We start from the raw sequence: 26605 nt of genomic DNA on the forward strand, positions 1-26605 counted from the left end.
TTTTAGTACCGCCTCTATAGTTTCTAATAAACTGCCGAGCATTTCTGTAAGCAGTGTAGATTTGACAGCAGCCAGCACCATCTGCGCCATTTTTTAAAACTTGTAATGTCCCAGATTCGTTGACCGGATAGTTGTTTTCAGTAGTCGCCTGAACGTTTCGACCTTGAAAATAAACACCTTCCCTTAAACCCGTTAGATCGTTTATATTTGCATTCGCTAAATCACCAAACAACTGTACTGCGTCGCCTTCTTTTAGTGCTGATTTATTGTTAATTGTGACATCATCAACATCTAGAAAACACCATTGTTTTTTATCTGTTATATATGCTAATTTTGTTGACCATTTTTCTATTTGCTCATCGTAAAAAATAAATGACAAGCTATTACTCAGCGTACGTAATACAAACTCGTTATTACTTTCTTCATATTTAAATTTAATGCCAGCTGACTCAGCAGACATACGTAATTGCCCCGTCATTTCATCGCCTGATTTTTTAACTAACGTTGATGTATCAATTGTCGATGCGAATTTTTTAGCATCATCTGCTGATTTTTTAGCGTCATTACGAGCGTCAACACACTGCTGCACAACTTCCGGTGTTATCTCACTCTCGGACGGATTGAGCAAAAAATCATTTAACGAGCCATCTTTTGAGTCTGAGAGCACATGTATAGTACCCAGCCTGCTTGTCGGAAACCCATTTATAATTAGTTTTACATCGTAATCACACGGCAAAACATTCATTGAATATCTGCCGTTTTCAGCGACTTCAAACGCATATGTTTGAGCCAGAACTCTACTTGTTGTTTTTTTTGCGTATAACTCAATAGTACAATTGTTGATAATATTACCCGCACCATCAGTTAATGTTCCTGATATTTTTGCCATAATTTTTCTCCTATAGGATAAAAAACCGCGACTAGCGCGGTTACGTTATAATTTAATCTAAAAAACCATTCGAGTTGTTCATTAACAGCGCTAACGAATTGAACGAGACTTTGCATTGACTCACAAATGAATGTTTACGTCGCTCACCAATTAATTGAATATTAATTCTACTGCCAATGGGCAGCGGAGGAACTGGCACGCATAAATTATCTATTTTCCCGTTATTAATGAATTGATTAATATTAAAAGAAAATTGATTGTTAAATAAAAATTGTAGCGTTACATCAGATACGTTGCCATTTTTGCATTCCACCAATGTTGCTCCTGCAAAGCAAAGAGTTTGCCAGCTCCCGTTTCCCTCAACTGTCATTATGTGCGCTGAATTTTGTGGCGGTTGAATACCAAATCCCAAATGAACATCACGAACGTAGTTTTTGGCTGAGAGTATATTGCCTTTAATCTGTCCAACGTTTAACGTGCCTTTAATCTCGCAATTTTCATTAATCACAACATTGTTTAATTGCCCTGAATTTGCATAAATGTTACCTGAAATATTAGCCCGTCTTGCGTTTAATGTACCGTCCTCAAGCAGTTCAAAAACAGGCGGGTTACCTGAGCTGATAACACTACCTGCAACCATTTTACCGCCTGAGATTAGCGGTGCTTTGATTTCAGTGCCAGCAATTAATCTATCACCTCGCATTGTGCCAGTAGCGATTAAATCACCGTCCAAGAACATGGCAGGCTCAATCCATCGCGCACCGTTGTACATTCTCGCTTCTGAATGAGCAACTTTACCTGAACCATCTAATGAGTAGATAATTAGTGTAGTATCACGAGCTGGATAAAAACCAAATTCACGATAAAACATTTGAGTAGCATCATCGTTATTTGTCGGGAATTTGCCGTCTTGCGTTTGAATTCTAAATAATCCCCCTGCGCCATTTTCTGCAATTAACGTCTTGGTATTAGCGATAAACATCTCTGAACGACCAACAACATTAATTGCGTTTACACCGTACCAATATTCGGTATCAGGCAGACAATCAACATCGGTAAGTGACATCGCTCGGCCAAGATAATTACGCTTCGATTCAACCTCGGCTTTTGTTGTGCCTTTATAAAATTCGAATTGTGTACCCAAGCTAGACACCGCTGTCATTACTGGGCGAATAGCGACATTGAATGCGCTTGGTGTTAGTACTAAACCTGATGGTTTAGACGGTGGTAAAATAGAAAATGCAATCGTGGTTTCATCGCCCAATCGTCCGTCTTCTGCTACCCCTCTCACCGTTGCGCTAAACTTGCCCTGTTGCAGGTCTGATAAATAATATTCAGTATCATTAACAGTTTCACGGTTAATTAATTTATCATCACGGTACACTTTTACTTCAAACTTCAAGTTTTGAATTGTTCTCGGTGTAGACCATGATAAGCGAGCTTGATATAAATCAGATTCGGGAATGACTTCGGCCTGTAGTTGCTCAACGGGTGGAATCGACCAGCCAAAAATAGCACCGCTTTCTACCTCAAATTTAGCCCCGTTATCAACAATCGCTTCTTTTTGTGGCTCATGTTGTAGCGCAGTGATTGAGTAAGTGCCGTCGCTGTTTTCAGCGATTGTTATTGCTTTGAACAAGCGTGGTTTGATTTTATTGTCATATAAGCCCCAGACAGAATACTCATCGACACTAACGCTGCTAACTAAAACAATTTGATTGGGTTTAATCTGTGCCTGAATTTTTACTTTTTGTAGCAGCATATTTGTATCTGTTACGCTCAAATACGCATTTTTCAGATTTTTAATATCAATGTCGCGATCTAAGGTAATCGTGCTATCATTTACTGCTAAAATTCGCCCGCCGATTGTAGTTCCTGTGAAATCATTATCCGCAATACCAATAATATCACCCGGTAAATGACGGATGCCCTCACGACCTACTGAAAATGTTACCGTTTGTGTTTCTAATTTTTCGGTTTGAATCAACCATTTTCCTACTCGATGAGCCTGTCCTCTCGACGTGCAACCGAATGCGTCAACTTGAGCTACATTTAAGCCAAACCGTTTAATTAAATCATCATCTGCAACGTACTCAGTCGTTGGTTCCCAATTATTATTTGGGTCAATATAACGCACATGCACAGCAGTATGCCGTGATTTTTGTGCTGCTGATGTGTAGTTGAACTGCCCCTCTACCACGTTTGCATTTGAATAAATAGCAACTGGGTCGCTCGGTCTGTCCATTACTGCCGTGTATTGTGTCCCATCCCAAATCGGCATAGCTCGGAAGATTGAGCACAGGTCATGAATAACATCATATGCTTGTCGTTGCTCTGTAATGTAACAGTTGCATGTAAAGCGCGGTTCTTTACCGCCAAAACCGTCATCGACTAACTGGTCACAATATTGTGCAATCGTGTATAGCGCAAATTTATCAACACCGAATTGGCCAATTCGATTACCCATACCGTAACGTGTGTTAGTTAGTATGTCGTAAAATATCCACGCAGGATTATTGGTCCAAGCCAATTTAAAATTACCTGACCAAAAGCCTTTATACTCTCTCGTTTCGGGAGTGTAATTGTCAGGTACTTTAACTATCATCCCTTTAATAAGATAATTACGGCGAGGCACACCGCTGAACTGCGATGAATCAAACTTCAAGCCAACAACGGCCGTATTCGGATATGAAAATTTAGTATCGTAGATTTCAGTGTACGAACTCCATAGTGTGTTATTGACTAATAATGATGATGTACTATCTGGCGTTCTGCGAACTACACGAATATTAAACGGTTTCGGTGGTAAATCGTCTAAAATAACTGATGTTAAATATTGTGAGCGTGTTTTTTTATCAATTAAATCAACCGTTTTTACCGTTTTCCATATACTGCCCACGCCAATTTGAATTTCCATTGATACCGATGTTCGGTTGATATTGCCTTTGTTATCCGTTGAGCTTAACGACTGCACCCCAACCGTAATCCGCACTCTGTCAATATTTGGGTCGGTAATCGTACGCACGATTGGCGTTGTTGCTTTTACTTCCAAATTAACAGGCACTTCATTTTCGGTTGCAGGAAAGCCCTCAAGCGGTGATTGCGCCTGAATGCCTGCCGTCCATTCAACATTAACGCCGTTGAAATTGTACGAACCGTCGGGCGCTTGAATTGGTGTATCGTTTAAAAAAACGCTCTGTAGTCCATTTGATGGACCTTCTATTTGTCCTTCACACAGCAAATCAATAATACTTAACTGTTGATGTGACTTAAGATTGTCACGAGCTTCACTAGGCGTTTTCGCCTTTTTTGAACCTTTACCCATGTAATTTTGGCTCCTTAATAGCAATATTGTTACCATCTTGTTTTGGTGGGAAAAATGGCGGTTTATCTGAATCTATCGTGTCGTCTAATGTTTCAAGCCCTTGCGACAGTACTTTAGAGCCAATTTTTGTTAATCCGTAACAAAGCGGTACAGGCGCACCTTGTGCTATCGTGTTGTCTAAGTTGGAAAAATAGGTGTTTTTATTGGTACCACCGTCTGCTGATTTGTCGGTTTTGGGTAATTTGGTTAACATCATGGCCACACCACCAATCATTAAGCCCAAGCCTGCTGCCATTAATGGATAACCTGCAGGTGTCCAATACAAGAAAGCCCCAACAACAAACATCACCGCGCCAGCGATAAAGCTGAATGCTCCACCTTTTGCACCCTCTGTTTTGGGTACAATATGAATAACGGCATTTTGTGGGATTCGGCTGTGTAGACCAAACTGTAAATTGTCCGCGTTCATATCTACGCCGTTAATACGAACCCGAAAATAGCCGTCCATGATTTGCTTTTTCAAACCTTTTATTTGGCAGTACAAGCCGTTCAATGCTTCCGCTGCTGTTTCAACGCTCATATTGAACTTATCGCCATATTGTTTAAGATTGCCGTAAAAGCGAATGATTGCCATTTTTTATGCCTCCAGATTGAATGTGTGTATTTAAGCCAAAACCCGTCGTATAAATCTCTTTTCGATAGACGATTTGGGCAATGATGTAGAATGAATTGATTGCCGATATAAATGGCGGCGTGATTTGGTGTTGTTGAGCCAAGACAAATTAATATGACATCGCCCTCTTGGATGTCCTTAACTTGTTCAAACTCATTTTTAGGCAATAATTCTAAGTAGAGATTTTGCCCGTTATGCCACCAATCGTCTTGCCTTTCGTAATTCGGTAAATTGATACCCGTTAACATGTACGCATCTCGTACTAGTGTTAGGCAATCAATCTCACCGTGTTTGAATTCACGACCCAGTAACGGTTTGATATACCTGAATTTGTGAATTTTGTTATCACAAACTAGCCACCAGTCTAATCCTGTTTGTTGTTGATAAAATTGGTCCGCTTCGCTCAAAATTGGCAAACCATCAGGATGTGAATGCACAATTGCAGTTATTTCCCCTTTTTGTTCCGCTTTTATCCAATCATCAGAGGATATTTCGAATGTTTCGGTTGGTGTGTGTGAGATATTTTTACACGGTAGATATGTTTTATTATCAATAACAAATCCGCAGCACTCAGCCTCACCGCAAGAAGTTGCATGATTAAGTATTTGTGTTTTCATAATTAATTAAGAGAGTTTTGCGGCGGTTGGAAAACCACCAAAAGGAAGAATGCCGTGTTGCCCATAACGCAGTTTACAGCCAGTAAGGCAACCGCTACATTTGTCTTTTGTGATGTCATTAGTCGGTTTATCAAATTCATCAGCTACAGGTCCACCAGTGTAACCACATTCTGATGAGCGATATATCCAACTGCACGTATTCGCAATAATTACACGAGCAGGAATTAAGGCGCCGTCAGACTCGCACGGTAACGCTAATTCAAACGTAACAACCATTGAATTTTGTTGCTTTACCTGCTCAATCACATAATTTGAGATGATTTCGCAAAACGGATCAGCATATTGATTGCCGTTCTCGAAGTTAACAGCGTCTAAGTATTTAACTGGCACTTCGTGGCGTGTGACAACTGCGCCAAGTAAACCATCAAAATCAGCAATTAAGCCTGTAATAAAGCCCATGGCATTGCTAACGCTCATGGTTGGACGGTTACTAGTGCCCTGCCCGTTTTTTTGAAAACCCTCTACTTTAATAGGGTATGGCTCATAGATATTGCCTTGCCATGTAATTGGTCGCCGAAGCTCATTTAATCCGTTATGAAATCGGAATATTGTTTTATTACCCACGATTTTCGTTAAATCAACTTCGTACAAATCAATAATCGCATCTTGTGCTATTTTAGTTATATCAAGTAACATTTTTTGGGGGATCATGCTACTACCTCCTCGAATGTGGCGCTAATTGTTTTAGTCATGCCGTCATGCGTTGAAGTCCACGAACGACAGACCACTTTGATAGTTTTGTGAGTATTAGTCTCTCGCCATAAAAAGGCTTTAACCGCATTGTGTCGGCTAAGAAAATCATCAATCAAGCTGATATCTTCTGATAATCCAACAAATGTTACGTTGTATGAGCGCAGATCGTTGTTAATACCGTCCCGAATGCGTTGCTCATAGCCATCACCGAACTTAATTACCTTCACTTTCGGTGATACTGAAATCGTGGAGCTGTTTTGCGGTCTCCAATAAAATGTTTCCATAGTTTTCTCCAGACATAAAAAAAGCCCGCATTTGCGAGCATAAAAAACCACCCGAAGGTGGTTTGTTCGTATATTTGTCCGTAATCTTTGTTTTAGTGTCAAAACTAATTTAGTTTCAGTTATTATTTTTACCTTTTAAGATATTTAAAAATGTTTTATTTCTCGCAACAGCATCCGCAAAAATACTGTTTGATGAAACAAAAGTTACATGTGTCTTTGAACCTGGTAAATAACCATAATACATACATCCGTTATTACTAAAAACTTTCGTAAATGCTCTATTAGTCATAACTCTTTCAATATCTACGTCATCAGCCTTAAAATCACAGATAATATAACAATAAAAGTTATTTATATTACTTACAATTTTTTTGAGTTTTTCTTTATATTCATCAACTTGATCGATTGCAGAAGTTTTTTCTTTATAATCAATATTACCTTTCTTAAACTCAATCAAGACAACGTCTTTAAGCAACTCGCTTTCTTCAGGGCTATTATACAAAATAAATAAATCAGGTCTTTTTTCTGATGTACAATCAAAATCATTACTACCTATTTCTGTATTGATTTTTTTTATTGTTATATCTGATGCTGTGTATGTATAAGACATAAATTTATCGTCCAAAAGCCATACACAACTTTGATATAAGTGATTTTTATTATTTTCGGTTTTATCATCAACCACAACACTAGTTTTTTGTGGAAAAAATAAGTTATGTAAAACATCTTCATTTTCGTTTGAATTAGTTAAAGATAACCCTTTTTTCGCAACTAAATCCCTATGAAAGATATATTTTGCAAGTTCATGTTTATTTTGCTCAATCACTTCACAAACCAATTCATCAGCGGAAATATCAGGTTTATCGAGTAACATAGCTAGTCTATCTTCTTTTTGATTTATTCTATTTCTATAGGAATCAATGATGTTTTTTTCATTAAACTCCAAACTATTAACATCAATATCATTAAAATTTATATAGCCATATTTTTCTTCTAGTTTGCCAAGCCTTTTTTGATTATCTTCTTTGATGTTAGGCTCGCAATTATGAATAACGTCAAGGCATATATCTTTCAACTCTTTTTCAAAATTGTTATTAGGGGTAGCTAATAACATATCTACTTGAGCTAACTTATCATTAGATTGAAAATCAATTTGCGTTCTTTCTGCATTAGCCTTTTCATCAAAAAAATTTGATGTAATAGCAAATACATATTCTGTATGAAAAGTTTCAGATATCACTACTGGTTTTACTTGAATATTATTAGCACAATAATATATACGTACCCCCTGCTTTTCTTTGTTCTTAAAAGCATATATTAAAAACTCACAGTTATTATTTATATGATTGATTGTTTTGAAACAACAAATATCATTGCTTCTTACCTCATCAAACAATCTTCCATTGACTAAAAACTTAATAGAAATCTTTTTTTGGGTTTCTTGTTGTTTTAGAAAAAGCATCAAATTAAATTTTTCTTTTACAAAATTAACACAAGAAACAACTTGCGTTTTCGGATGCTTTAAATTTAAATCACTTAAATATATTTTTGTGTAAGAATGCTGTTCATCATTACAATTAGATATTTTGATATCATTCTCATCTGTTTTAAATGTAAAATCAAATTCTACACTTTTCTTTTCATTTGAAACGCTTTCAACTTTAACTGTTGACGCTAAGTTTAAAAAAGAAATGCGCCCAAGCCCTTTTCCGCCAATATTTTTTTTGTGTTCAGTTGCCACCTCAAGGAAAGCATCAATATTTTGTCTAGTTAATCCATCGCCATTATCTTCTATAATTAATTTATTTAAATTACCAAGATTTGATTCTTCTCCATCTAGTGTTTTTTCGTAAGCAAATTGAAAATCAATACAAATATTGGTGGCGTTAGCTTGTATGGAGTTCATAATTGCTTCTCTTAAAGCATCATTAACGGTAACCCCTTTATAAAAATACGATGCAATTCTAGCAAAGTTGGTTTTCATTATATCAATATCTTCATTGTTTAAGTTTATATTCATGATAACCTTAATATATTTAAACGGCAATCTGTGTATTATTAAAAACTAGACATATTCCCCGCCATAAAAGGCGGGACCCAGCTACAATTATAAGCATTATCTATTAAAGTGATGTATATGAGTTCTGATTAATTGGATAATTGCTCTGTGATTTCCATTTGTGCCATCTGCTATATGTAAAGTAGTTGTCAAAGGTTTTTCATTTTCAATTATCACTATTTCTTCTGATTTTATTAAATTTTGCATATTTTCCTCATGCCATTCAAAATAAACAGCCACTTAGGCATAAAAGTTCGTAGTAGCTGAAATGGGTGTAAAAAAACCACCCGAAGGTGGTTTGTTCGTATATTTGATTGCGATTGTTTTTTAATCAAAGGCAGGATTCTGCCTTCTTTCTTACAGTCGTTAACTTATACTTGCCGTAATTGTTTCTTTTCTAACTGTCGTTTAAACATCGAGGCAACAAAAGCACCGTCGCCAAAATGATCGTGAATTCTTATACCGAAATTAGAGCCTAGCATTTTAAAAACATCATATAAACGATTGTCTATATAGAAATCGTTCAACCAAAGCATGTGATGAACTAAACAAATTAGGTTGGTTCTGCTTACCTCAATCATATCTTTTCTTGTTTTTGTAACCCCACCCAACCACTCTATAGCCTCATCAAATTTACTAGCAGGCAAATCCTGATAACGTGGTATCTTAAATTGCTGATGAAACTTTGAATAAACCGCTTGATGTCGTTCACCTGTTCGATAAACTCGCTCGTTGACTGCTTGTTGGATTGCTTGTTGTTGTTCGGCGTTAATTGTTAATGAGTAACTACCTGTTTTGCGGATTGTCGGTAAAACTTCCTCAAATACCCAGTTTTGGAAGTCTATGGCTTCTTTTTTATTACTTCTGAAAATTACACGATATAAATTTGGCTCATTAATGAAAGTTACCTCTCTATTTTGCCCTCCTGACCTGATATACATTTTATGTATACCAGCTTCTGACATATTGAAACGACTAGCGTTAGCATTTTTTATATTCAAGATTTTGATAACATCGGTAAGACAAAATAAAGGTTCATTATTCAATAATTGAATGCGAACTTGTGTTTGGTGAAAATTAAAAATTGATAAGTTTGACATGCTATATCCTCGTAATTGCCCCTCTTTGGGGGCTTATAATTTGTTGGTTAATTGGTTAAGCGATTTCTTTATTAATAAGATGATTTTTGATTACATCTATTGCTTTTTCGTTATATCTAAAAGTTTCAACTTGTTTATCAGAAGAACGTGACTTATCGAGTACGAAAATTCCGTAGTCTTCTGTTTTTAAGTTGAGCTTATTAGCTATACGACCAATTTTATTTGAGGATACGCCAAGTAAATCTCCTACTTCACTAGCTGAAAATGTTTTGTTTTCAAGCTTAGGAAGCGGAATAACATTTTTACCAGCAATTGGATTAATTGTATCGGCATAGATAGCTTGCTTAGACTGTTCACTCAAATGTGGCAAATTGCTAAACATCTTATCTAAGGCTCTGACTGATAATTCTATCGCCTTAGCTTGTCGATATTCAGGTAAATAAGATTTAGAAGTTTTTTGAATGTTTTTCAATTCACCTTTTTTATAGTCTAAAAATACTTGATTTACCATTAACTGAAATTTTGGACTAATCCAACCGGCATAAGAAATGGCCAAAAGTTCATGGGCGAATGTACCAGAAGAAATACCGCCTTTTGTGACAGTGATTATTTCTTGACCAAAGGCAGAATTCTGCCTTAGCTCTTCAATAAGTTCTTGAGTGGACTTTGTTGCTAACCATGCTTTAGGTCTTTTAGCATCTTTGCCTCCACTAGCTTTATGTAGCGCATTAAGATTATATCGACCCTCTTTATCGGTTGTGATAGAGATTCCAGCTATTACTGGACAATTTGAATTAATTGTGTTAGTGTTTCTCATGTTGTTAGTTCCTTTTCTAGTGGGATTAATTATTGAGACCTCAGGTGTTGGCGCACTTGGGGTTTTTGCTTTATTAGATGTTCTCATATTCTTTTATTTCACCTCGTTTTAACATCCTTTCGAAGATTTCCATTCGATAATCAATTTCTTTTGGAACAGTTCTCCCAAATCTTGTCGCAGTTTCGATAATAGAATTATCCGTTTCCTCTTTAAATCTTACTTGCCTAAATTTTGTTGATAGTTTATTTTGGTTCATATTTTCTCCTATGTTATTAGTGAATAATTCACTATAATTAATAATTAATCACATATTAACATGAATAATTCACATGTCAATATTAAAATTAGGTAATATTTCATGTCATTCGAAATAGATGATAACTTTAAAAATAGGTTTAAAGATTTAAGAAAAAACAGCGGAACACCATTAACGCAAAAAGATTTGTCGTTACGATTAGGAATATCATCAAGACAAGTAATTGCTTATGAAAATGGGACAGCAAAACCTAGAAAAGAATTACTATTAAAAATAGCAAGATTCTTTAATGTAACCCCTGGTTGGTTGGCTTGTGGGCTTGATTCTTTAGGAATTGTCGAGTATGAAGATTTCACACCAAAAGGTGAAGTCGAGCAAATTCCTCTTTATCATTGGAGTGATTTTGAAAAAAATTTGTTATCATTTAAACCATTTCCTGTAATAAATAATTTATTTCATCCTTGCTCATTAAGTGTGAAAAATTCCTTTTTTGCTTTAGAAATAATTGGAGATTCCATGTCATTAGAAAGTAATTTAGGGTTCCCAGACGGTGCTATTGTTATATTTGATACTGAATTTGATAAAGTTAGCGGTGGTTTTTATTTACTTATGATTAATGATGAATATTCATTTAAACAACTTTTCTTCGATACATTAGGCACAAAAGTTTCATCTTTAAACAAAGATTATCCAACAATAACATTAAAGAAATATGAATATACTATTCTAGCAAAAGCAATTAATGTTGAAATTAAACTAAGATAACCAATAAAAAACCCTCTTAGAGGGTTTGAATTGCTTGGTAGTTAATAACAAATTAACTAAATTTAAATAAGCCCGAAAGGGCTTTTTTTATCTCAGATTGAAATTACTATATACTTTATATTCAATGAATTGATTAGTTGCTTTTATTATTTCTAATTCTGCACCTTTATATCTTATAATTTTTGATTCTGATAAGTCATATTCAACATTATTTGAAAATGCAGGGCGAGAAAAATCCTTATTAAATTCTTTATACCCGATGTTAATCTTATGCCCTACTTTACCGTTATAGATTAGTATCTGCTGGAACGCATTTTGATAAGTTACATTTTTCTTTTGGTACGAAAATGAAGAATTACTGTTACATAAAGAGCCACCACTAACAGTAACAATGCATAGGTCATTATCTTTTTTATTAGTTCTAATCCCTACAGGTAAATCAGCAAAGGTTGATTTACCCACTGTTACTCCAGAATTTAACTCATTTAAACCAAAAAATAGATACTTTTGATCTTCACCTACTTTAGGGTATTCTCCGGCATGAATAGTAAAATCCACCCCTCTGCTAACAACTGTAGTTTGAGGAAAATAAATAACATCCCTTGACGCTACTGTGCCCTGTCTAACCATATCGTCGCCAATAAAGGTTTTTGTAACAACATTCAAATCGGGATAGCTTATTTGTTTTGTTTCAGCTACATAATTATATTTCACAGTGCTACAAGCGGTTAAAACCAAGCCAAATAAACCAATTAATATAAGTTTCTTCACTCTATTCTCCTATAAGTAATTTTGATTAATAGTATGAAATTTATTAACCAAGTGCAATAAAAAAACCGCTTATGCAGCGGTGAACTTGAACGAAGCGATCGGCTCGCTGGTACAGATTTTCTAAACCGCTTATGCAGCGGTGAACTTGAGGTTCAATCATTAATCCCAAACCAAATATTTCTAAACCGCTTATGCAGCGGTGAACTGTTTTTAGCAGGTTTTTTTTTCGGGATTGCGTTTCTAAACCGCTTATGCAGCGGTGAACAAACCCAACAGGATTAATTGGTCCTACACTTTTTTCTAAACCGCTTATGCAGCGGTGAACTAGCAATGAAAGCAACGTCTTTTGCTGCTAATTTTCTAAACCGCTTATGCAGCGGTGAACAATTGTTACCGCATTAAACTTCATCGGAGGATTTTCTAAACCGCTTATGCAGCGGTGAACAATATGTTATCAAAAGCTACCGGCGAGAGTGTTTTCTAAACCGCTTATGCAGCGGTGAACATTTTAGCCAGCCGCGTGGCGGCGTTGTAGTTTTTCTAAACCGCTTATGCAGCGGTGAACGATGCGCGTGCGCATGATGATGACACTTTACCTTTCTAAACCGCTTATGCAGCGGTGAACCGGCTTAGAAAAGAAAATCGACCAACCGAAAATTTCTAAACCGCTTATGCAGCGGTGAACGAAGCCTGTATGCGAAAATATTGGGTTAAGTTTTTCTAAACCGCTTATGCAGCGGTGAACTTAAAAATCAAGCTGCCGGTGTGGATGAATCGTTTCTAAACCGCTTATGCAGCGGTGAACAAAAAATGTTTGAAAAAATTCTACACGATCATTTTCTAAACCGCTTATGCAGCGGTGAACGCGATTTAGATTTAATGTTAGCATCCCAAAAATTTCTAAACCGCTTATGCAGCGGTGAACTAGATTATATCAAACATAGCCTTTTGTTTTAACTAAAATTTAACCAATTTTCACAAAATAACCCTTTTTTCTAGTGCTTAAATTAATCTATATTTTTCAATGAATTATAAAGCAAGTTAAAAAAAGGGTTGTAGTGTTTCTACTTTTAGCTTAGATAATCAATATCCGCCGCAAAGTTTATTATTTTTGATTTTGAGCCAATATCTATTTCACTGCGAATAAAATTAAGTGATAAACCAATATTTACTTGAATCTTATTTAACGCGGTTGAAAAGCTATAATGTAAAGCAGGGCTATTTTTATTTAGAAAATCGGAAAGCGCATCATTATATAAATCGAATACCTTATAATAATATTCTTGTATTGTTGCTAAGTAGTTGTACTGACGCTTTAGATTATCAATGTTAATCGATTTAAAGTTTCTCATACTTACACCGCCCAACCACTCTATAGCTTTGTCAAATTTACTAGCTGGCAAATCTTGATAACGTGGTATCTTAAATTGCTGATGAAATTTTGAATAAACAGCCTGATGTTTTTCACCTGTTCGATAAACTCGCTCGTTGACTGCTTGCTGGATTTGCTGTTGTTGTTCGGGCGAAATGGTGTTAGGGAATTGTTGCGCTACTTTTGGCATAAAGTGGTTATAAAGTACATCGAAACATTCTAATTGATATTGTTTTAAAATAGGTTTTATTTCTGGATTAACCCTGCTTAATTCTATACCTGCAAGCCAACCGTTGAGGTAGCCAAGAGGTAAACATAAAACATCTCTATTTTTACCGTCTTTTGCAACTACCTTTATCATAAAGGCAGTTGAATTAAGTATTTCATTTCTTTTAATTCTTTGCCTTTGAGCTTCCCAATCCAAACCTATGTTTTCGCATATTGGCTTGATAGCAACATAAGGCTTATTATTATGATTAAGAATTGATATTTGTTGATTGTGAAATTGAACTAATTGAATTTGATTTGACATGCTATATCCTTTGTTTATTTTTTTCGAAATTACCTCCCCAATCTAGTTAATTGGGTGCCAAGAGGTTCGAAAGCCTAACAAAGAAAGGCTGGAGTTATTTCCATTGCTGGTATTTTATTCCTCGCCCTCTCGGCATAGATTTTGAGCATAAAAAAATCACGCTAACGGGGCGATTAATCCGCTTTGTTTAGGTTTCGACACCTCATCAAAGAATATACAATTAAATTGCTTTGGTAGTCAATAACAAATTAACTAAATTTAAATAAGCCCGAAAGGGCTTTATGGTTATTTGATTCTTGTACAGTGCATTAATGTTTTAATTTTCTCATTGCCCTCTTGTTTATCTTGCGTTCTAGTGGACTCAGAAGTAAGTTTAAACTCATTATCTGATATATATTCAAGTTTGGTGGATCCGACTATTTTCCTGTCACCCAAAGAATCTTCGTAACTTTCGTTCAATTTTTTGAAATCCTGTGGTATTTTTTCTTTACTAGTTGGGATTTTTACAAAAAGATTGTCATCTTCTTTGAAATATGTAACTAATGATTTTCCGTAGTCAATTGTTGTTGAATAGTTTTGAAATACCCCATTCTTCCATTTTGCTCTTTGTTCGGTTGCGCCACACTCCCAGTCCCCAATAAGCATTTCCTCAGTTACTTTTTTTTCTTCACAGCCAAATAAAGCTAGGCTAACTAGACTAATTAGTAAAATTCTTTTCATACCATTCTCCTTAGTTTTTGGGTAATAGTATGAAATTTATTAACTAAGAGCAATAAAAAACCGCCTACTCGGCGGTGAACCCTTGCTAATGTGAATGGCAATTTCTTTACCATTTCTAAGCTGCCTACTCGGCGGTAATCTTCCGGAGTTTCAACGCGACAGATCAGTAATTTTTCTAAACCGCTTATACAGCGGTGAACGGTGATGGCACAACGTATTATTTTGCAATCACTTTCTAAACCGCTTATGCAGCGGTGAACGTGTATTCACAATCGCCTTGTTTACCTTGAATTTTCTAAACCGCCTATGCGGCGGTAATTTTTGCTGTTGTTGTTCGGCGTTAATTGTATTATTTCTAAACCGCCTATGCGGCGGTAATTAACGAAAAATTAAGTATCGCACGCGGAAACTTTTTCTAAACCGCCTATGCGGCGGTAATTCAGATGAAAGTTCAGACAAATCAAAAATGTCATTTCTAAACCGCCTATGCGGCGGTAATTAATAGCCAGAAGGGTACACTCGTGCAAGCCTTTTTCTAAACCGCCTATGCGGCGGTAATTAAGCATGTTAGTGATGTTGGTGATCTGCATGATTTCTAAACCGCCTATGCGGCGGTAATTTCAGTATGAGCAAAATAGGATAAATGCGCAGTTTTCTAAACCGCCTATGCGGCGGTAATTTAGATTATATCAAACATAGCCTTTTGTTTTAACTAAATTTTAGCCATTTTTTCGAAAATAACCCTTTTTTCTAGTGCTTAAATTAATCTATATTTTTCAATGAATTATAAAGCAAGTTAAAAAAAGGGTTGTTGAGTAGGCTGAAAAAACGCCAGAAAATCTTTGATAAAATCAATATACTTTCTGACTAATTATTGCAATACCGTACAATAACCACATAATTGATACCTATTTCATTCTTGTGCAAGTTGCTACTACTTTTGTCTTATAATTATTTTTATGGGTTGCTATATGTTCTTCTGTTATAGTAAATTTATTTTGTGATTCTTTTTTGATTGAGTTTGTAGAGATGTAATTAACATCTTCTTGTTCATGTGATTTACGTTTCCATGAATATTCATCAATTACATCACTTTCTTTCCAGTTATTATTTTCCTCATCAAATACATGTAATTTCTCATTTTCAATTTTATATTCTTCAGTAAACGAAATATTAATGTCATCTTTTACATATTCGGTAAATTTTCCATTCTGGATCTTTGCTCTATAACTTGTAAGATCACATTTCCATTTTCCCACCAAATACTCTTTTGTAATCTTATCTTCTCCGCAACCGAATAAAGCAAGACTAACTAAACCGATAATGACAAGTTTTTTCATACCATTAACCTTTTTTGAATTTAGATTAATAGTATGAAATTTTGCCCATTAGATCAACGATGATTTAGCAGCCCTCCTGGTCTTTGTTCTTCTTGAATTACACTTCTGAGCGCTTGTTTCAGCATTCTAGCTGTCTCGTTAGCTGCTTCTTTATTGTCTTGCCCTTCACCGAAAGAGATATTTTGCGTAATATTATTTATGATTGTTCTGCCTGCTGAGCCTCGTGATAGTTTGTTTGATGGGATAACCTCTCCGTTTTTGTTCGGTATCATGTATTGCTTTCCGTGCGCAACAAATAATTCAGGTTCTCCACTTTCATTTACTCTATAAGCTTTCCCAACATCAACGCCACCGCCTCGAAGTCTTCCCCCTCCGTATGTGATGCCTTTCAAAGTTGATAAAACTTGTCCACCCGCACTTGCTACTGCTGCCATGTTTGCCATTTTTGCTGCTGTGGTCGTCGCTGTCTGATCGTTCATCGCTTTCATAATTGCAGAGTTTAAATTAAGCATCGCATCTGCTATTGCAAAGCCTTTGCTGATTGCAAAAAGCGCTTTATATGCTGAGCTTGATTCACCAGCAAAAGCTCCTAGCATATCAGCCATTCCACCGAATAAGTCAGATGATGATTTTAGTATTGCTCTTGTAGACTGTAGCTTAGCTTCTGCTGCTTCATCTTCAAGTTTTTTTCGTTTATCAACAGCATCTTGAGTTATCGCAGTTAAAGCATCTTGATAAGTTTGCTCATTTGCAAGCCCCGTTTCTCGCCATTTTCTTAATTTATCTAACTTCTCTTGCTCGTCAATGTCGATTTGCTCAAGAGGTGATTTTTTATTGTAGATTTCTTGTTTTGCAAAATCTTCACCCGCTTGCGAATTTTGCAAGTTTTCTTGCTCTTGTATTAATCGCCTTAATTCATCAGTCTGAGCTTTCGTTGCTTTTGTGCCAATTTGCTGGCTAATTGCTAATGCTTTCGCTTCAACTGTTAAATGTTTAGCTTCTAACTTAGCGACTTCTAGCTGATTTTTAAGATTTTTTATTTCTTCCGCATAAGTTCTTGTTGTGCCTCGTCCGCTTTTTTTACTAGCGTTTAGTTTTTCGTTTTCGTCAAATAAATCTGAGTATGCTTTAAAAAGTGGCTCTAATACTTTTCTGACATCTTCTGATACTCGAGTCCATTTAATTGTTCTATCGATTAAACCTTTCAGTGTAGCCTTATAATCTTCACCAACATTACCAAGTTCGTTTAATACATTCTCATAGATGTAAGCTTCTTTTTTAGCTCCCTTTGTCTTCATTTGAACTATTTCAAGCTGAGTTGATAGAGATTTAACTTTATCGTCAACTTTGTTTTTTCCGAGTTTTTCTAAAGCTTTAGCGAAGCTGTCAACGCCAGTAGTCGCTTGCTCTGCTCCTGCGCTTGTGTCTATTAACAGCGTGTTGATGTGGCTAATTAAGCCGTGGATATTTGAAATACTTTGCTTTGTATTATCTATTTCAGCTCTAAGAGCCTGCGTTCGAAACTCAAGACTTCTAATTATTTTTTTTGTTAGATCACCTTTATCTTTAATTGCATTTGTTTCATTTAATTGAGTCTCTAAATCTTTCAGTTTGCTTTCTTGCTCTGACAGCTCACTAGTTGCAATCTTTAGTGACTGCATATAGTCTTGTTGTTGTTTAATTAGCTGTGCGTACGTTAAAGACTTTAAAGACTCTCTTAAATCATCAACTTTATCTTTAAAATTAATCGCTGCTTCTCTCGCTTCATTTGCTTTACTCGCCCAAGTCATTAATGCACCAGCAGCCATGATCGCAATTCCTGTTGGTCCCCCAAGTAAACTTAACCCTCCTTTTAGTAGATTAACAGCTGTATTAGCTCTAGCTGTAGCTGCTGATAATGCATTTTTAGTCGCAGTCTCGGCTTTATCTAATGCAATCATTTTTGCTTGTATAGCCGACATTCTATTTGCTTGAATAATGCGATCTTCAACTGATTTTGCAGCTCGATAATTCGCTTCAGCAAATTGCAGTGAAATAGATAAACTCTGACGTTCTATATCAATTCGTTTTAATTCTGCTCTAGCTAACTCTACTTCTTCTTTAGTCTCGTTTCTAGAAGCTATCGCTGATGCAATTTTTGCTCTTGTGGCTGCGGTTAACGATGTTAAATATCGTCCGGCAAGAATTGCCGACAAGAAACCAGCACAACCGATAAGCACATTCATATTTTCAGCAAGCATTTTTATGCCACTAACTAAATGTTGAGTTGCTCCTGTTGTGTTATCTAGTGAACCTAATGCCTCTTTTAAGCGATTAGTGAAATGATTAGAGGCATCACCAAGATTATTACGCATATTATCAGCAAGTGCCGCGGTTTCATCTTGTGTCGCTATCATCGCATCAGTAAAGTCTGACATAGATAACTTGCCATCAGAAGCCATTTGTCTAACTTCTGCTTCTGTTTTCTTTAATCGTTTACCTAAAGTTTTAAGCACGCTCGGCATAGCTGCGAATACTGACATCGCATCAATACCAGCTAACTTACCTTTCATTTGCGCTTTGGTTAGCGCATTGATAGCAGATTCTGCGCTTATTGCGTTAGTTTTATTGATTGTAAATAAGTTAGATAGCGTATCAATATAAGATAGCGTACCCTGCGTACTATAACCTAGTTCGCTCATTGAATTTGAAAGGCGTACATATAACTCGGTGGATTCTTCTATGGTGCGACCGTTTCGGTTTGATGTTGTCATAAGCTGTTCTTGAACATCTTTTAACGCCATTCCAGCTAATCCAGTATTTTTTAGTCTATCTTCTAAATCTTGCCAAGCATTAGCATAAGCAAAAACTTGATTAGTAACTAAAGCAGCAACAACACCTTTTGCTACTTGGGTTAATTTACCCATTGAACCATTTAACGAATTTACCGACCTATCTGTTTCGTTAAACCCCTCTTGTGCTCGTTGGTTGAAACTAGATACTTGTTTATCCGCTGTTAATAAAGCGCCAGTTTTGGCTTCAATTGTGTAATATATACTTCCCGCTTCAAATGACATAAAAACCTCGTATTAAGCAGTGTTTTTTAAACCAATAACAGAATCTGCGTAATTCATCGCTAAATCGTAATCGTCTTGTGAAATGATATCTTTATCGTTAGTAGGAAATTTCGCTTCCATAGCCTCTTGAAATGCGGTCATTGACATGTTCCATGCATCAACTTCACTCATCCCAAGATGAGCAACAGCCATGTAAACAAATTTTTTAGCATGAAATTCATCGCTATAGCTTGCATCTTCGCTAGTTTTTTTAGGCGAAATATCACCGATTAAGCCGTGTTTTAACAAATGCTGAGATAGAATCAATTTATCTTCAACAGGTATTGCCGCCTCAACATTAACCAGCTTGTCTTCGCCTTTGAGATAACCAGTAATAACAGAACAATCCGTTGTACAACAAGCCTCAAGTATTTTGTCAGCGCATTCTATGACAGATGTGAAATTGTCATTATTTATTTCGCCAAAAATTATAGAAAAAATCTCAACTATTTCATCTGGTTTACCTAGCTTTGTCATATTAAGAAAAGATGGAATAAACAAATAATCAATTTCATTATGCTGGATTATAAATTCCCCAATGTCCTTTATTACTGGTTTCATTCTACATCCTCTTTGGTGAAATGCCTGTTCTAGTTACGTTATTTGCGCTAGTTCCCTCAATAGACCATGTGCATACATCGTCATACGGGTATTCCTCGTTTAATGAGGATAACAAATAACAACCCTCAATTACTCTATTAATAATAGGATTGACAATTTTAATCCAAGCGTATGGCTGCCCGTCGGTGTCCTGTGATGGGCTTTCGATATGATCTAGCAAAACGCTTTGGTTTTGGATATCATCACCTCGAGAAATACCATCAAATGATACCGTTTTTTCTTTGGTTGTTACCATTGATTCGGTTGTACCATCCTCTGATGTATCGGCTGTAACATCAATGGTGTTCCAGTTGACGCCACGTGATTTACCTCGAATCATGCCAAGTCGTTTATAATCCGTATCGTTTGGTTTTTTGTCTGGGTTACCAATTGCATAATAAACAGCGACCTTTCTACCTGTTCCTGCATTACTTTTAGCCATAATGTACCTCTTATCTTGATATAATCATTTGAGCGGTAAATTCAAAAATAAACCGCCCTTCTTCTGTGTTTGATTGAGTTATTCCGCTGATTGGAGACATGGAAATAATCTCGTTTGTTTCAAAGTCATCTAGCATAAACTGCCTGATTTCATCCGCTCTATCATTAACCTCTACAATATTCGAATCATTAATCGCTGAAATAATTACAATCCTAAAATAATCTCGTGTTACTGCCTCACTAGCATTACCGCCACCAGCAGGGACAATCACAATATATCTATTGGATTTTGTGTTTTTTACTTCAACCCATTTCCGAAATTGTAAGATGTAATCATCAAGTAAATTATGTGAATTTAGCCAGTCTTTGATTGAGTTATATGTATCAGAAATCATATTTTGTAACCATCTTTAATAACTTGCTCAATAGCCTGCTTTCCGTCCCTTTCAAAACCCTTTTCAACAAAGTGAGGCTCTGCGTTGGGAGACCAATAATCCCCCTGAGATTTCTTACCGGTACGCTTACCTTTTGCTGTACCTTTGGCATTGTTAACAAATGCTGCGTAATTAGCAGTATAACCAACTCGACCAGTCCAGCCTTTTGGTATTGGTTTTAGCTCTCTATACTGCGAATTAATTAGCGTTGAAGTGTCTCTAGGTGTGATTGGAGCTACAAAAGACATACCAACAATCATAACTTGCTGGATAATCCTTTGAGTTCTGATGTTGGCAATTTCATTAGTTATCCTGTGAATATTTCTGTTCACCTTTGAAACGCCTTTAACTGCCATTATGTAACTACCTCGTAATCAGGGATTTCACCAAAAGCGCTCATATCATATTCAAGCACAAACTCCACTTTTTCAGCGTTTGAAGCTTCTAACGATAATGAAGTTTTATCGCCTTTTACTATGAAGTCACCCTGTTTAATTCGATTGTCTTCGGTGTAAAAAGTTGTTTTTCTTACCCTTTCAACACCTAGAGAATCAATGTAAGCACCCAGTGCGTTTGGTGCTTCATCTTTCCATGTGCATTTCACCAAATAAGGTTGACCGTAAGTATCAACATTGTTTTCTCCGTCGTATCCCATGTGAGGATATACGGTTGCAACGTTTGTATAGCTCCAATTCGCCGTATTACTCACCTCTACCTCCTACAACTAAAAAAAATGGTTTCTTTGAGCAAGAAATACCTAGGCAATCAGTACAGCCGTGAACATCAAGATTTTTTAGTAGTGAGTACATAGATTTAAAACCCACGTCATCATATTTAAATGACCTTGACGCGCCGCTTGGCGCTGATTGTGAGGTAATTTTCCTTGTTCCTTGCATTTGAGCCAGTAAACAAGCTGAGTAAATCAGTATCAAAAGTTGGTCGGCTTTTGAATAATTATGAGCAACCAAGCAATCACTGATTGAATTCACCTTGTTAAGGATTGCGTTAATAACAATGCTCGGTACAGAATAACCAAGCTCTGATAACATTTGATTAACGTCTTCTGAGGTTACCTGTACTGACATGATTATTTACCCTTTTTCTTTTTGTCTGCTTCAACTTCAACAGATTGCTGCTCTAACACAATTACACGCTCAATAAAAGCAGTAGGAATGTCTATAGCATGGAATTCATACCCAACAGGCAGTTCAGCTACCACGCCATCAATGCGACCAAAACAGCCGCATTTAGTCACCCGTAATTTCATCAATTACCCCCTAGCGTTAAAGACTTTGCTTTTGCCGTTAAAGTCGCGTTTGATTTGTAAACCAAATGCCGACCAAACCAGTGTTTGATAGTTATCATGTGGATTGATTCGTTGCTTCATGAATGAGCCGATTGGTGCTGCAATACGTGTTTTGATATATTGAGCATTACGAACGTAACCAATGAAGTGGTTGCCTTTTAACTCAAATGTTTTGGTGAATGAACCAATGTGCGCTGAGTAACGTAAAATATAGTCTTTTACTGTTCCCTCTTTGAATCCATTTGAATTAGAGTATGGCAGATTTAAGCGACGCTCAATTTCAGGCGAAATAAAGATTTTTAACTGTTCTGACACTAAATTAGCATCAAGAATGACAACAAAGTCTTTTGTGAAGAAATTAATAATATCGTCGTTACTTGTGGCTGTTGATGTTAAGTCAATATTTAAACCAGACGCACTTAAATCCACTTGATTGGTGTGCGGATGATTAGTGATGCCTTTGCTTTCAAAGTTTTGTACTTTGATTTTTTCATCACCGGTTAAAATGTATTGCGCCATATCTTGGCGTAATGCTGCCACTGCCGCTTCTTGGTCATCTGACATTGCGTCGATGTTTTCAGTTTGCAAACCTAACCATTCACGCCATTCACGGGCATAACCTGTTTTAAAGATTGGTACAGGGTCACCGTAATGGTCATAAACAACCTTATCTAGCGTTTCTGGCTCTTGCCCTGACATTGAACGATTAACATATCCTGCATCGCTTGAAACACGGTATAGCGCAGCTGTTTTACCAATGGAGATAGGCGTACCTAACGATAACAAATCATCAAGTAATGGTGCGCCCTCGTCATCACGGATAACGCGGGTAGTTACATTATCCACTTCACGCCAGTAATCTTGGGTTAAGATTGCGGCTTGATTAACTTCAATAGCATTGCCGTGTGTTGCGCTCATTTGGTTTTGAGCATTGTTAAAGATTTGACGGCTTGCTTTTAACTGATTCCAAGCCTGTGCCACTTGGGCAGAGTTGGTAATTAAATTTTTATTAAAAATAATCTTTTCGTTCTTCATTATTGCTCCTTAAGCTTTACGAACTCGAACTTGTTCAGCGGTTGTGCCAACGGTATAGGTTTCAAATGCATAAAACAGCACCGCATCAGTACCGCTTGCTTTTTTTAGTGTACCGTCACCATTAGATGTTAATTTGTCGCCAACTGTTAACGCTTCACCTGCTTTTACTAAAACATGGTAAGTAACATCATCTTCACAAATAATGGCGATACCTGATGTGTCATTCGGTACATTGTCACGGATATCATGACCACCTAGATAATCATTTGTGATGACTAAGGCTTGGGTTTGCTCACCTGCCGCTGAATGTTTCATTAACTTGTTGTTAACCACGGCAACCAAAGAACACGGCGCAATCGTTTCACCTGTTTTTAAGTCAATTGTTTGTGGGTCGTTTTTACGTGCAGGACCACCAATCACGGTTTTAAATCGAATCATTACTCTGGAGCCTCCATGTTTAATAGTGAATTATCTGAATTATTAGCAAAACCACCGCTAATAGGCGCTGTTTTAACGCATTGAGCATATAACGCATCTAATGGCTCACCAGATAGCGCATTGACTGCGGTTTGTGTCATGTTGAACTTGGCTTTTACCGCTTCCCGTTTAACGGATAGCTCTTTTTCGGTATTTGCATTTACCGCTAATTCAAGACTTGCAACCTTGTTCATTAATGTTTTAGCCCATGCTGGCGCATCTTCGGCATTAGTTGCGTTTTTCTTCTCCTGTTCGGCTTTTTTCTTGGCTGCTTCCTCATCCGAAGCCCCCTTTTTCTCTAAAGCCTCTTTTACGGTTTGCTCGTTGTACGCCGTTAGCAGTTGTTCTTCTGATAGTCCGTCGGTTTTTACGCCTGCGGTATTCAGTGCCAATAAGATTTTTTTCTTCATCGGATCTTGTTCCTCTTTTTTATTGAATTGAAATTTATTAAAAGCATCCCTGATTGTTTGCCCAATAAAATGACCTAAAGATTCTTCTGTGCAATCATCAAGACTAGCGTTTTCAAGCGGTGATTTTTCACCGTTGGAGTTAACAAAAATACCCACTCCGTCATCTGGCGTGGCAGCACCTTGTTTGTCAGGTAATATTGCGACATGATCGAACTTCATGTTTCGTGCTATTGACTTGTACCGTTTACCTTTTGATGTGCCTGATTGATTATCTGGCGTGTAAGTAAGCCCTGTTGATACATGAATTGGCGTAGTGTTTTTTCCGCTCATCATATCGTCAAGACGATTTACTAATAACCGACCTTTTTCGGTGCTTTCAGCAAATTTTCTATCGATATAAGCATCCATAAGTACCCTATCGTTAGATTTGCGGACATTTCTTCCCCATGCGCCAATATAAAAATTGTTGATAGCCTGAGGATTTAACGCTGAAACATTCTCGTTATTTATTCGTGGGTGGTCTAATGGCATTAAATTATCATTCAATGTCATGTACGATTTGTTAATTTCATCTGCCGGATAGAAAATTCCATTCATGACAATATCATCAACAATTGGCACAACGTCTTTAATAACGATGTGCTCTTTACCGTCGATGATTTGTGTTGATATTTTGGATTTACTATTAACGACAGATAAAACATTTACACTTTTAAGTGTCATGCTTTACCTCGTGTGGATTTAGATGTAAAAAAACCGCCGAAGCGGTTTGGGTGATTCGGTTATGAATGCCTGATAACGAAAAGCGCTTCCGCTAAACAGCCTAGTTGATATCTTCCGTAACTAGTACTTGCTTGCTCAATTAAACGCTTTAATTGTTCTTCTGCGTCATCTGGAAGCGGTTCAGCATTAATAAGTTCACCAGCAATAGCTACTAATTCTTCATCGTCTTTCACTTTAACCTCTTATCTAATGACTCAAAAAACTTAAATAATTCTGGATATAAACGTTTTTTTGCTTCAACTGGATTTTCAATATACAACGAAAACGACTCAGCAACAAACTCCATTTTATTATATTGAGCGTACTTACTAATTGCATGAGCCCAACCGCGATCCCACGCTTTCCAGATGATGTCGTCAATTTCTTCTCGATAATGATAATGCAATGCATGTCCCATCTCGTGAGCATAAATACCTCTTGGCGTGGATACCGCACTCCACGGCATATAATCCATTTCATGAATTATTTTAGCTAATTGCTCATTCTTACCTTTGATGGCTATCAGCATAGAACTTCGCTTATACCCTTTCGTTTTGCTGTGTAAATCAGATTCTAGCAATGCTTTTTTATCAACACTATCTGATGTAATAAGAAGCGCTTTAGCTTCGTGTGAGTATGCGGCTAGCATTTCTTTAGGAGGCTCTCTATATTTATAAACATCCCCTGTTATCGAGCCTGTGTATCTAAATTGAGGTAAATCAAATCGTTTCTGTATTTCTGATACCAACTGTAAACATGGAGCTAATTCTGTAGCATCAATATCACTTGGCAAGTTTGAAGTTTCAGTAATATTTTTTCTTGCCCATTCATTAGCGTCTTCAACAGAATTTAAACTTTGTTGTTTCGGTCTGTTTTGCTCACGCCAGTCATCAGATTCTTTCAACAACCTATCAATACTAGCTTGATTATAGGGTTCACCTTTTTCATTAAGTAGTACCGTTATTTGAGCGCAATAACAATTAAATCGGTTACCATTCTCCTCATACCAATCAGCCACTTGTTCAACAGTATAAATTTTACCGTGTCTATCAACATGCGTGGCTCTTGAAGTAGGTTTTAAAGCAGACATATGCAATAAGCCTGTTTTTAACCCTAACTCCTCTTGTGTACGTTTAGTTTCATCCCATGTAGCTTGACGAAGTGCGCCTACTTGTTCAGTTTGCGCCAAGGCTTTAGCTCTGCTATATGAAACATCAATACGCTTACTGATAATATCGGCTGTTTCTCGTGGGTTAATCCCTCGGGCTACAGCGCTACTTAAAACCGTACCTAAATCACTTTTTAGATTATCCGCAAGCCCTTTCCAGTCGTTGAATGTTGCTGTATATGCAAGCCCGATTCGGCGAATATACGCATCACTAAATAACAAAGATTCCAGTGATGTGGCTTGTGAATATAGTGGTGATTGAGCGGATAAATTATGAAACGTCCGATTAGTACCCATTTGATACATATCAGCAACAAACTTACCCGCCCAAAACTTCTCAATACCGCCATTAATTAAGCTTTCATCAACAATTTCTTGAATGCGAGTTAGCACCCTAGCAAGTTGATTGCCGTCAACAGTGTAATTAACACTGGCGTTAACGACATAAAGCGTGTTATCAACAAATATCGCTGTTTTAGTCGGCTCTTTAGCATAATAACCTAAACTTAATTCGATATACTCAATAATTGATTGCTTGATTGTTTTGTAGCGTTTTTGTATTTCGCTACGCATTTGGAGGATTTGTTTATTTGTCAGTGTAGGG

At 36.7% G+C, this 26605-nt stretch carries 27 protein-coding genes, 1 pseudogene and 2 CRISPR repeat arrays; of the genes and pseudogenes, 1 reads left to right on the forward strand and 27 read right to left on the reverse strand.

The window, feature by feature from the left end:
* The 10 genes and pseudogenes from A9G37_RS10560 to A9G37_RS10605 all read right to left on the reverse strand — a co-directional run.
* Positions 1-889 (reverse strand): prophage tail fiber N-terminal domain-containing protein (locus A9G37_RS10560; RefSeq protein WP_176701905.1); only part of this gene is annotated, 889 nt, incomplete at its 3' end.
* Between the two features lie 52 nt (positions 890-941).
* Positions 942-3953: pseudogene (gene gpJ, locus A9G37_RS10565) on the reverse strand (TipJ family phage tail tip protein); the annotation flags it as partial.
* 253 nt (positions 3954-4206) lie between these two features.
* A complete protein-coding gene (locus A9G37_RS10570) occupies positions 4207-4848 on the reverse strand; it encodes a tail assembly protein (RefSeq protein ID WP_081297737.1) in 642 nt (213 codons plus the stop codon).
* Positions 4791-5504, reverse strand: a complete 714-nt coding sequence (locus A9G37_RS10575) for a C40 family peptidase (RefSeq protein ID WP_065575478.1) — start codon at positions 5502-5504, stop codon at positions 4791-4793. The genes A9G37_RS10570 and A9G37_RS10575 overlap by 58 nt, the downstream gene beginning before the upstream one ends.
* 6 nt (positions 5505-5510) lie before the next feature.
* Positions 5511-6215, reverse strand: coding sequence for a phage minor tail protein L (locus A9G37_RS10580; protein WP_065575479.1), 705 nt, complete (start codon positions 6213-6215; stop codon positions 5511-5513).
* Positions 6212-6541, reverse strand: coding sequence for a phage tail protein (locus A9G37_RS10585; protein ID WP_065561186.1), 330 nt, complete (start codon positions 6539-6541; stop codon positions 6212-6214). Before A9G37_RS10585 ends, A9G37_RS10580 begins: the two co-directional genes overlap by 4 nt.
* Before the next feature lie 115 nt (positions 6542-6656).
* Positions 6657-8561 (reverse strand): ATP-binding protein, encoded by a 1905-nt coding sequence (locus A9G37_RS10590; RefSeq protein ID WP_034945307.1) that lies wholly within the window; start codon positions 8559-8561, stop codon positions 6657-6659.
* A gap of 410 nt (positions 8562-8971) precedes the next feature.
* The gene (locus A9G37_RS10595; protein ID WP_065575480.1) at positions 8972-9700 is read right to left on the reverse strand and encodes a BRO-N domain-containing protein; all 729 of its coding nucleotides are present in this window, start codon (positions 9698-9700) and stop codon (positions 8972-8974) included.
* A 55-nt stretch (positions 9701-9755) separates the two neighbouring features.
* Entirely contained in the window at positions 9756-10517 is a 762-nt protein-coding gene (locus tag A9G37_RS10600) for a KilA-N domain-containing protein (RefSeq protein WP_081297741.1), read from the reverse strand.
* 73 nt (positions 10518-10590) lie between these two features.
* A complete protein-coding gene (locus tag A9G37_RS10605) occupies positions 10591-10773 on the reverse strand; it encodes a hypothetical protein (RefSeq protein ID WP_065561125.1) in 183 nt (60 codons plus the stop codon).
* 102 nt (positions 10774-10875) lie between these two features.
* On the opposite strand from A9G37_RS10605, the gene A9G37_RS10610 reads away from it, so the two are divergent.
* Positions 10876-11538, forward strand: coding sequence for a helix-turn-helix domain-containing protein (locus A9G37_RS10610; protein ID WP_065561124.1), 663 nt, complete (start codon positions 10876-10878; stop codon positions 11536-11538).
* 87 nt (positions 11539-11625) lie between these two features.
* On the opposite strand, the gene A9G37_RS10615 is transcribed toward A9G37_RS10610, so the two are convergent.
* The 17 genes from A9G37_RS10615 to A9G37_RS10690 form a co-directional block, all read right to left on the reverse strand.
* Complete coding sequence (locus A9G37_RS10615) at positions 11626-12309, reverse strand: hypothetical protein (protein WP_034910055.1); 684 nt, start codon at positions 12307-12309, stop codon at positions 11626-11628.
* Positions 12310-12366: 57 nt separating this feature from the next.
* Positions 12367-13234: direct repeats of the CRISPR family, unit length 28 nt; unit sequence TTTCTAAACCGCTTATGCAGCGGTGAAC.
* Between the two features lie 145 nt (positions 13235-13379).
* Positions 13380-14213, reverse strand: a complete 834-nt coding sequence (locus tag A9G37_RS10620; protein WP_065575482.1) for a phage antirepressor N-terminal domain-containing protein — start codon at positions 14211-14213, stop codon at positions 13380-13382.
* Between the two features lie 285 nt (positions 14214-14498).
* On the reverse strand, positions 14499-14933 hold the full coding sequence (locus A9G37_RS10625) for a hypothetical protein (RefSeq protein WP_065575483.1): 435 nt from the start codon (positions 14931-14933) through the stop codon (positions 14499-14501).
* Positions 14934-15165: 232 nt separating this feature from the next.
* Positions 15166-15613: a CRISPR direct-repeat array (repeat unit 28 nt; unit sequence TTTCTAAACCGCCTATGCGGCGGTAATT).
* Between the two features lie 228 nt (positions 15614-15841).
* Positions 15842-16273 (reverse strand): hypothetical protein, encoded by a 432-nt coding sequence (locus tag A9G37_RS10630; RefSeq protein ID WP_065575484.1) that lies wholly within the window; start codon positions 16271-16273, stop codon positions 15842-15844.
* A gap of 53 nt (positions 16274-16326) precedes the next feature.
* Entirely contained in the window at positions 16327-19329 is a 3003-nt protein-coding gene (locus A9G37_RS10635) for a tape measure protein (RefSeq protein ID WP_065575485.1), read from the reverse strand.
* A gap of 12 nt (positions 19330-19341) precedes the next feature.
* Positions 19342-19929 (reverse strand): DUF6246 family protein, encoded by a 588-nt coding sequence (locus A9G37_RS10640; protein ID WP_065561119.1) that lies wholly within the window; start codon positions 19927-19929, stop codon positions 19342-19344.
* A 1-nt stretch (position 19930) separates the two neighbouring features.
* Entirely contained in the window at positions 19931-20410 is a 480-nt protein-coding gene (locus A9G37_RS10645; RefSeq protein WP_065561118.1) for a phage tail tube protein, read from the reverse strand.
* A 10-nt stretch (positions 20411-20420) separates the two neighbouring features.
* Positions 20421-20804 carry a phage tail termination protein gene (locus tag A9G37_RS10650; RefSeq protein WP_065561117.1) on the reverse strand — a complete coding sequence of 128 codons (384 nt, stop codon included), beginning with the start codon at positions 20802-20804 and terminating at the stop codon, positions 20421-20423.
* Positions 20801-21175: a hypothetical protein gene (locus A9G37_RS10655; protein WP_218056415.1), complete on the reverse strand. Its 375-nt coding sequence runs from the start codon at positions 21173-21175 to the stop codon at positions 20801-20803. The genes A9G37_RS10650 and A9G37_RS10655 overlap by 4 nt, the downstream gene beginning before the upstream one ends.
* Positions 21176-21198: 23 nt before the next feature.
* Positions 21199-21552 (reverse strand): hypothetical protein, encoded by a 354-nt coding sequence (locus A9G37_RS10660; RefSeq protein WP_065561115.1) that lies wholly within the window; start codon positions 21550-21552, stop codon positions 21199-21201.
* A complete protein-coding gene (locus A9G37_RS10665) occupies positions 21545-21928 on the reverse strand; it encodes a DUF7370 family protein (RefSeq protein ID WP_065561114.1) in 384 nt (127 codons plus the stop codon). Before A9G37_RS10665 ends, A9G37_RS10660 begins: the two co-directional genes overlap by 8 nt.
* A gap of 2 nt (positions 21929-21930) precedes the next feature.
* Positions 21931-22110, reverse strand: coding sequence for a hypothetical protein (locus A9G37_RS10670; protein ID WP_065575486.1), 180 nt, complete (start codon positions 22108-22110; stop codon positions 21931-21933).
* Positions 22111-22113: 3 nt separating this feature from the next.
* On the reverse strand, positions 22114-23184 hold the full coding sequence (locus A9G37_RS10675; RefSeq protein WP_065561112.1) for a major capsid protein: 1071 nt from the start codon (positions 23182-23184) through the stop codon (positions 22114-22116).
* A 9-nt stretch (positions 23185-23193) separates the two neighbouring features.
* Positions 23194-23622, reverse strand: coding sequence for a hypothetical protein (locus tag A9G37_RS10680; RefSeq protein WP_065561111.1), 429 nt, complete (start codon positions 23620-23622; stop codon positions 23194-23196).
* Positions 23622-24794 carry a DUF2213 domain-containing protein gene (locus A9G37_RS10685; protein WP_065575487.1) on the reverse strand — a complete coding sequence of 391 codons (1173 nt, stop codon included), beginning with the start codon at positions 24792-24794 and terminating at the stop codon, positions 23622-23624. The genes A9G37_RS10680 and A9G37_RS10685 overlap by 1 nt, the downstream gene beginning before the upstream one ends.
* Before the next feature lie 59 nt (positions 24795-24853).
* Positions 24854-25027: a hypothetical protein gene (locus A9G37_RS12920; protein WP_176701906.1), complete on the reverse strand. Its 174-nt coding sequence runs from the start codon at positions 25025-25027 to the stop codon at positions 24854-24856.
* Positions 25024-26574, reverse strand: coding sequence for a phage minor head protein (locus tag A9G37_RS10690; protein ID WP_065575488.1), 1551 nt, complete (start codon positions 26572-26574; stop codon positions 25024-25026). Before A9G37_RS10690 ends, A9G37_RS12920 begins: the two co-directional genes overlap by 4 nt.
* Between the last annotated feature and the right edge of the window lie 31 nt (positions 26575-26605).

This window comes from Gilliamella sp. GillExp13 (assembly GCF_001690815.1).
Lineage (GTDB): Bacteria > Pseudomonadota > Gammaproteobacteria > Enterobacterales > Orbaceae > Gilliamella > Gilliamella bombi.

What these genes read in the sequence shown, in the direction of transcription:
- A9G37_RS10570 (WP_081297737.1), bottom strand. Translation starts at nt 4,848, where the DNA reads ATGGCAATCATTCGCTTTTACGGCAATCTTAAACAATATGGCGATAAG.
- A9G37_RS10575 (WP_065575478.1), bottom strand. Translation starts at nt 5,504, where the DNA reads ATGAAAACACAAATACTTAATCATGCAACTTCTTGCGGTGAGGCTGAG.
- A9G37_RS10580 (WP_065575479.1), bottom strand. Translation starts at nt 6,215, where the DNA reads ATGATCCCCCAAAAAATGTTACTTGATATAACTAAAATAGCACAAGAT.
- A9G37_RS10585 (WP_065561186.1), bottom strand. Translation starts at nt 6,541, where the DNA reads ATGGAAACATTTTATTGGAGACCGCAAAACAGCTCCACGATTTCAGTA.
- A9G37_RS10590 (WP_034945307.1), bottom strand. Translation starts at nt 8,561, where the DNA reads ATGAATATAAACTTAAACAATGAAGATATTGATATAATGAAAACCAAC.
- A9G37_RS10595 (WP_065575480.1), bottom strand. Translation starts at nt 9,700, where the DNA reads ATGTCAAACTTATCAATTTTTAATTTTCACCAAACACAAGTTCGCATT.
- A9G37_RS10600 (WP_081297741.1), bottom strand. Translation starts at nt 10,517, where the DNA reads ATGAGAAACACTAACACAATTAATTCAAATTGTCCAGTAATAGCTGGA.
- A9G37_RS10605 (WP_065561125.1), bottom strand. Translation starts at nt 10,773, where the DNA reads ATGAACCAAAATAAACTATCAACAAAATTTAGGCAAGTAAGATTTAAA.
- A9G37_RS10610 (WP_065561124.1), top strand. Translation starts at nt 10,876, where the DNA reads ATGTCATTCGAAATAGATGATAACTTTAAAAATAGGTTTAAAGATTTA.
- A9G37_RS10620 (WP_065575482.1), bottom strand. Translation starts at nt 14,213, where the DNA reads ATGTCAAATCAAATTCAATTAGTTCAATTTCACAATCAACAAATATCA.
- A9G37_RS10625 (WP_065575483.1), bottom strand. Translation starts at nt 14,933, where the DNA reads ATGAAAAGAATTTTACTAATTAGTCTAGTTAGCCTAGCTTTATTTGGC.
- A9G37_RS10630 (WP_065575484.1), bottom strand. Translation starts at nt 16,273, where the DNA reads ATGAAAAAACTTGTCATTATCGGTTTAGTTAGTCTTGCTTTATTCGGT.
- A9G37_RS10635 (WP_065575485.1), bottom strand. Translation starts at nt 19,329, where the DNA reads ATGTCATTTGAAGCGGGAAGTATATATTACACAATTGAAGCCAAAACT.
- A9G37_RS10640 (WP_065561119.1), bottom strand. Translation starts at nt 19,929, where the DNA reads ATGAAACCAGTAATAAAGGACATTGGGGAATTTATAATCCAGCATAAT.
- A9G37_RS10645 (WP_065561118.1), bottom strand. Translation starts at nt 20,410, where the DNA reads ATGGCTAAAAGTAATGCAGGAACAGGTAGAAAGGTCGCTGTTTATTAT.
- A9G37_RS10650 (WP_065561117.1), bottom strand. Translation starts at nt 20,804, where the DNA reads ATGATTTCTGATACATATAACTCAATCAAAGACTGGCTAAATTCACAT.
- A9G37_RS10665 (WP_065561114.1), bottom strand. Translation starts at nt 21,928, where the DNA reads ATGTCAGTACAGGTAACCTCAGAAGACGTTAATCAAATGTTATCAGAG.
- A9G37_RS10670 (WP_065575486.1), bottom strand. Translation starts at nt 22,110, where the DNA reads ATGAAATTACGGGTGACTAAATGCGGCTGTTTTGGTCGCATTGATGGC.
- A9G37_RS10675 (WP_065561112.1), bottom strand. Translation starts at nt 23,184, where the DNA reads ATGAAGAACGAAAAGATTATTTTTAATAAAAATTTAATTACCAACTCT.
- A9G37_RS10680 (WP_065561111.1), bottom strand. Translation starts at nt 23,622, where the DNA reads ATGATTCGATTTAAAACCGTGATTGGTGGTCCTGCACGTAAAAACGAC.
- A9G37_RS10685 (WP_065575487.1), bottom strand. Translation starts at nt 24,794, where the DNA reads ATGACACTTAAAAGTGTAAATGTTTTATCTGTCGTTAATAGTAAATCC.
- A9G37_RS10690 (WP_065575488.1), bottom strand. Translation starts at nt 26,574, where the DNA reads ATGCGTAGCGAAATACAAAAACGCTACAAAACAATCAAGCAATCAATT.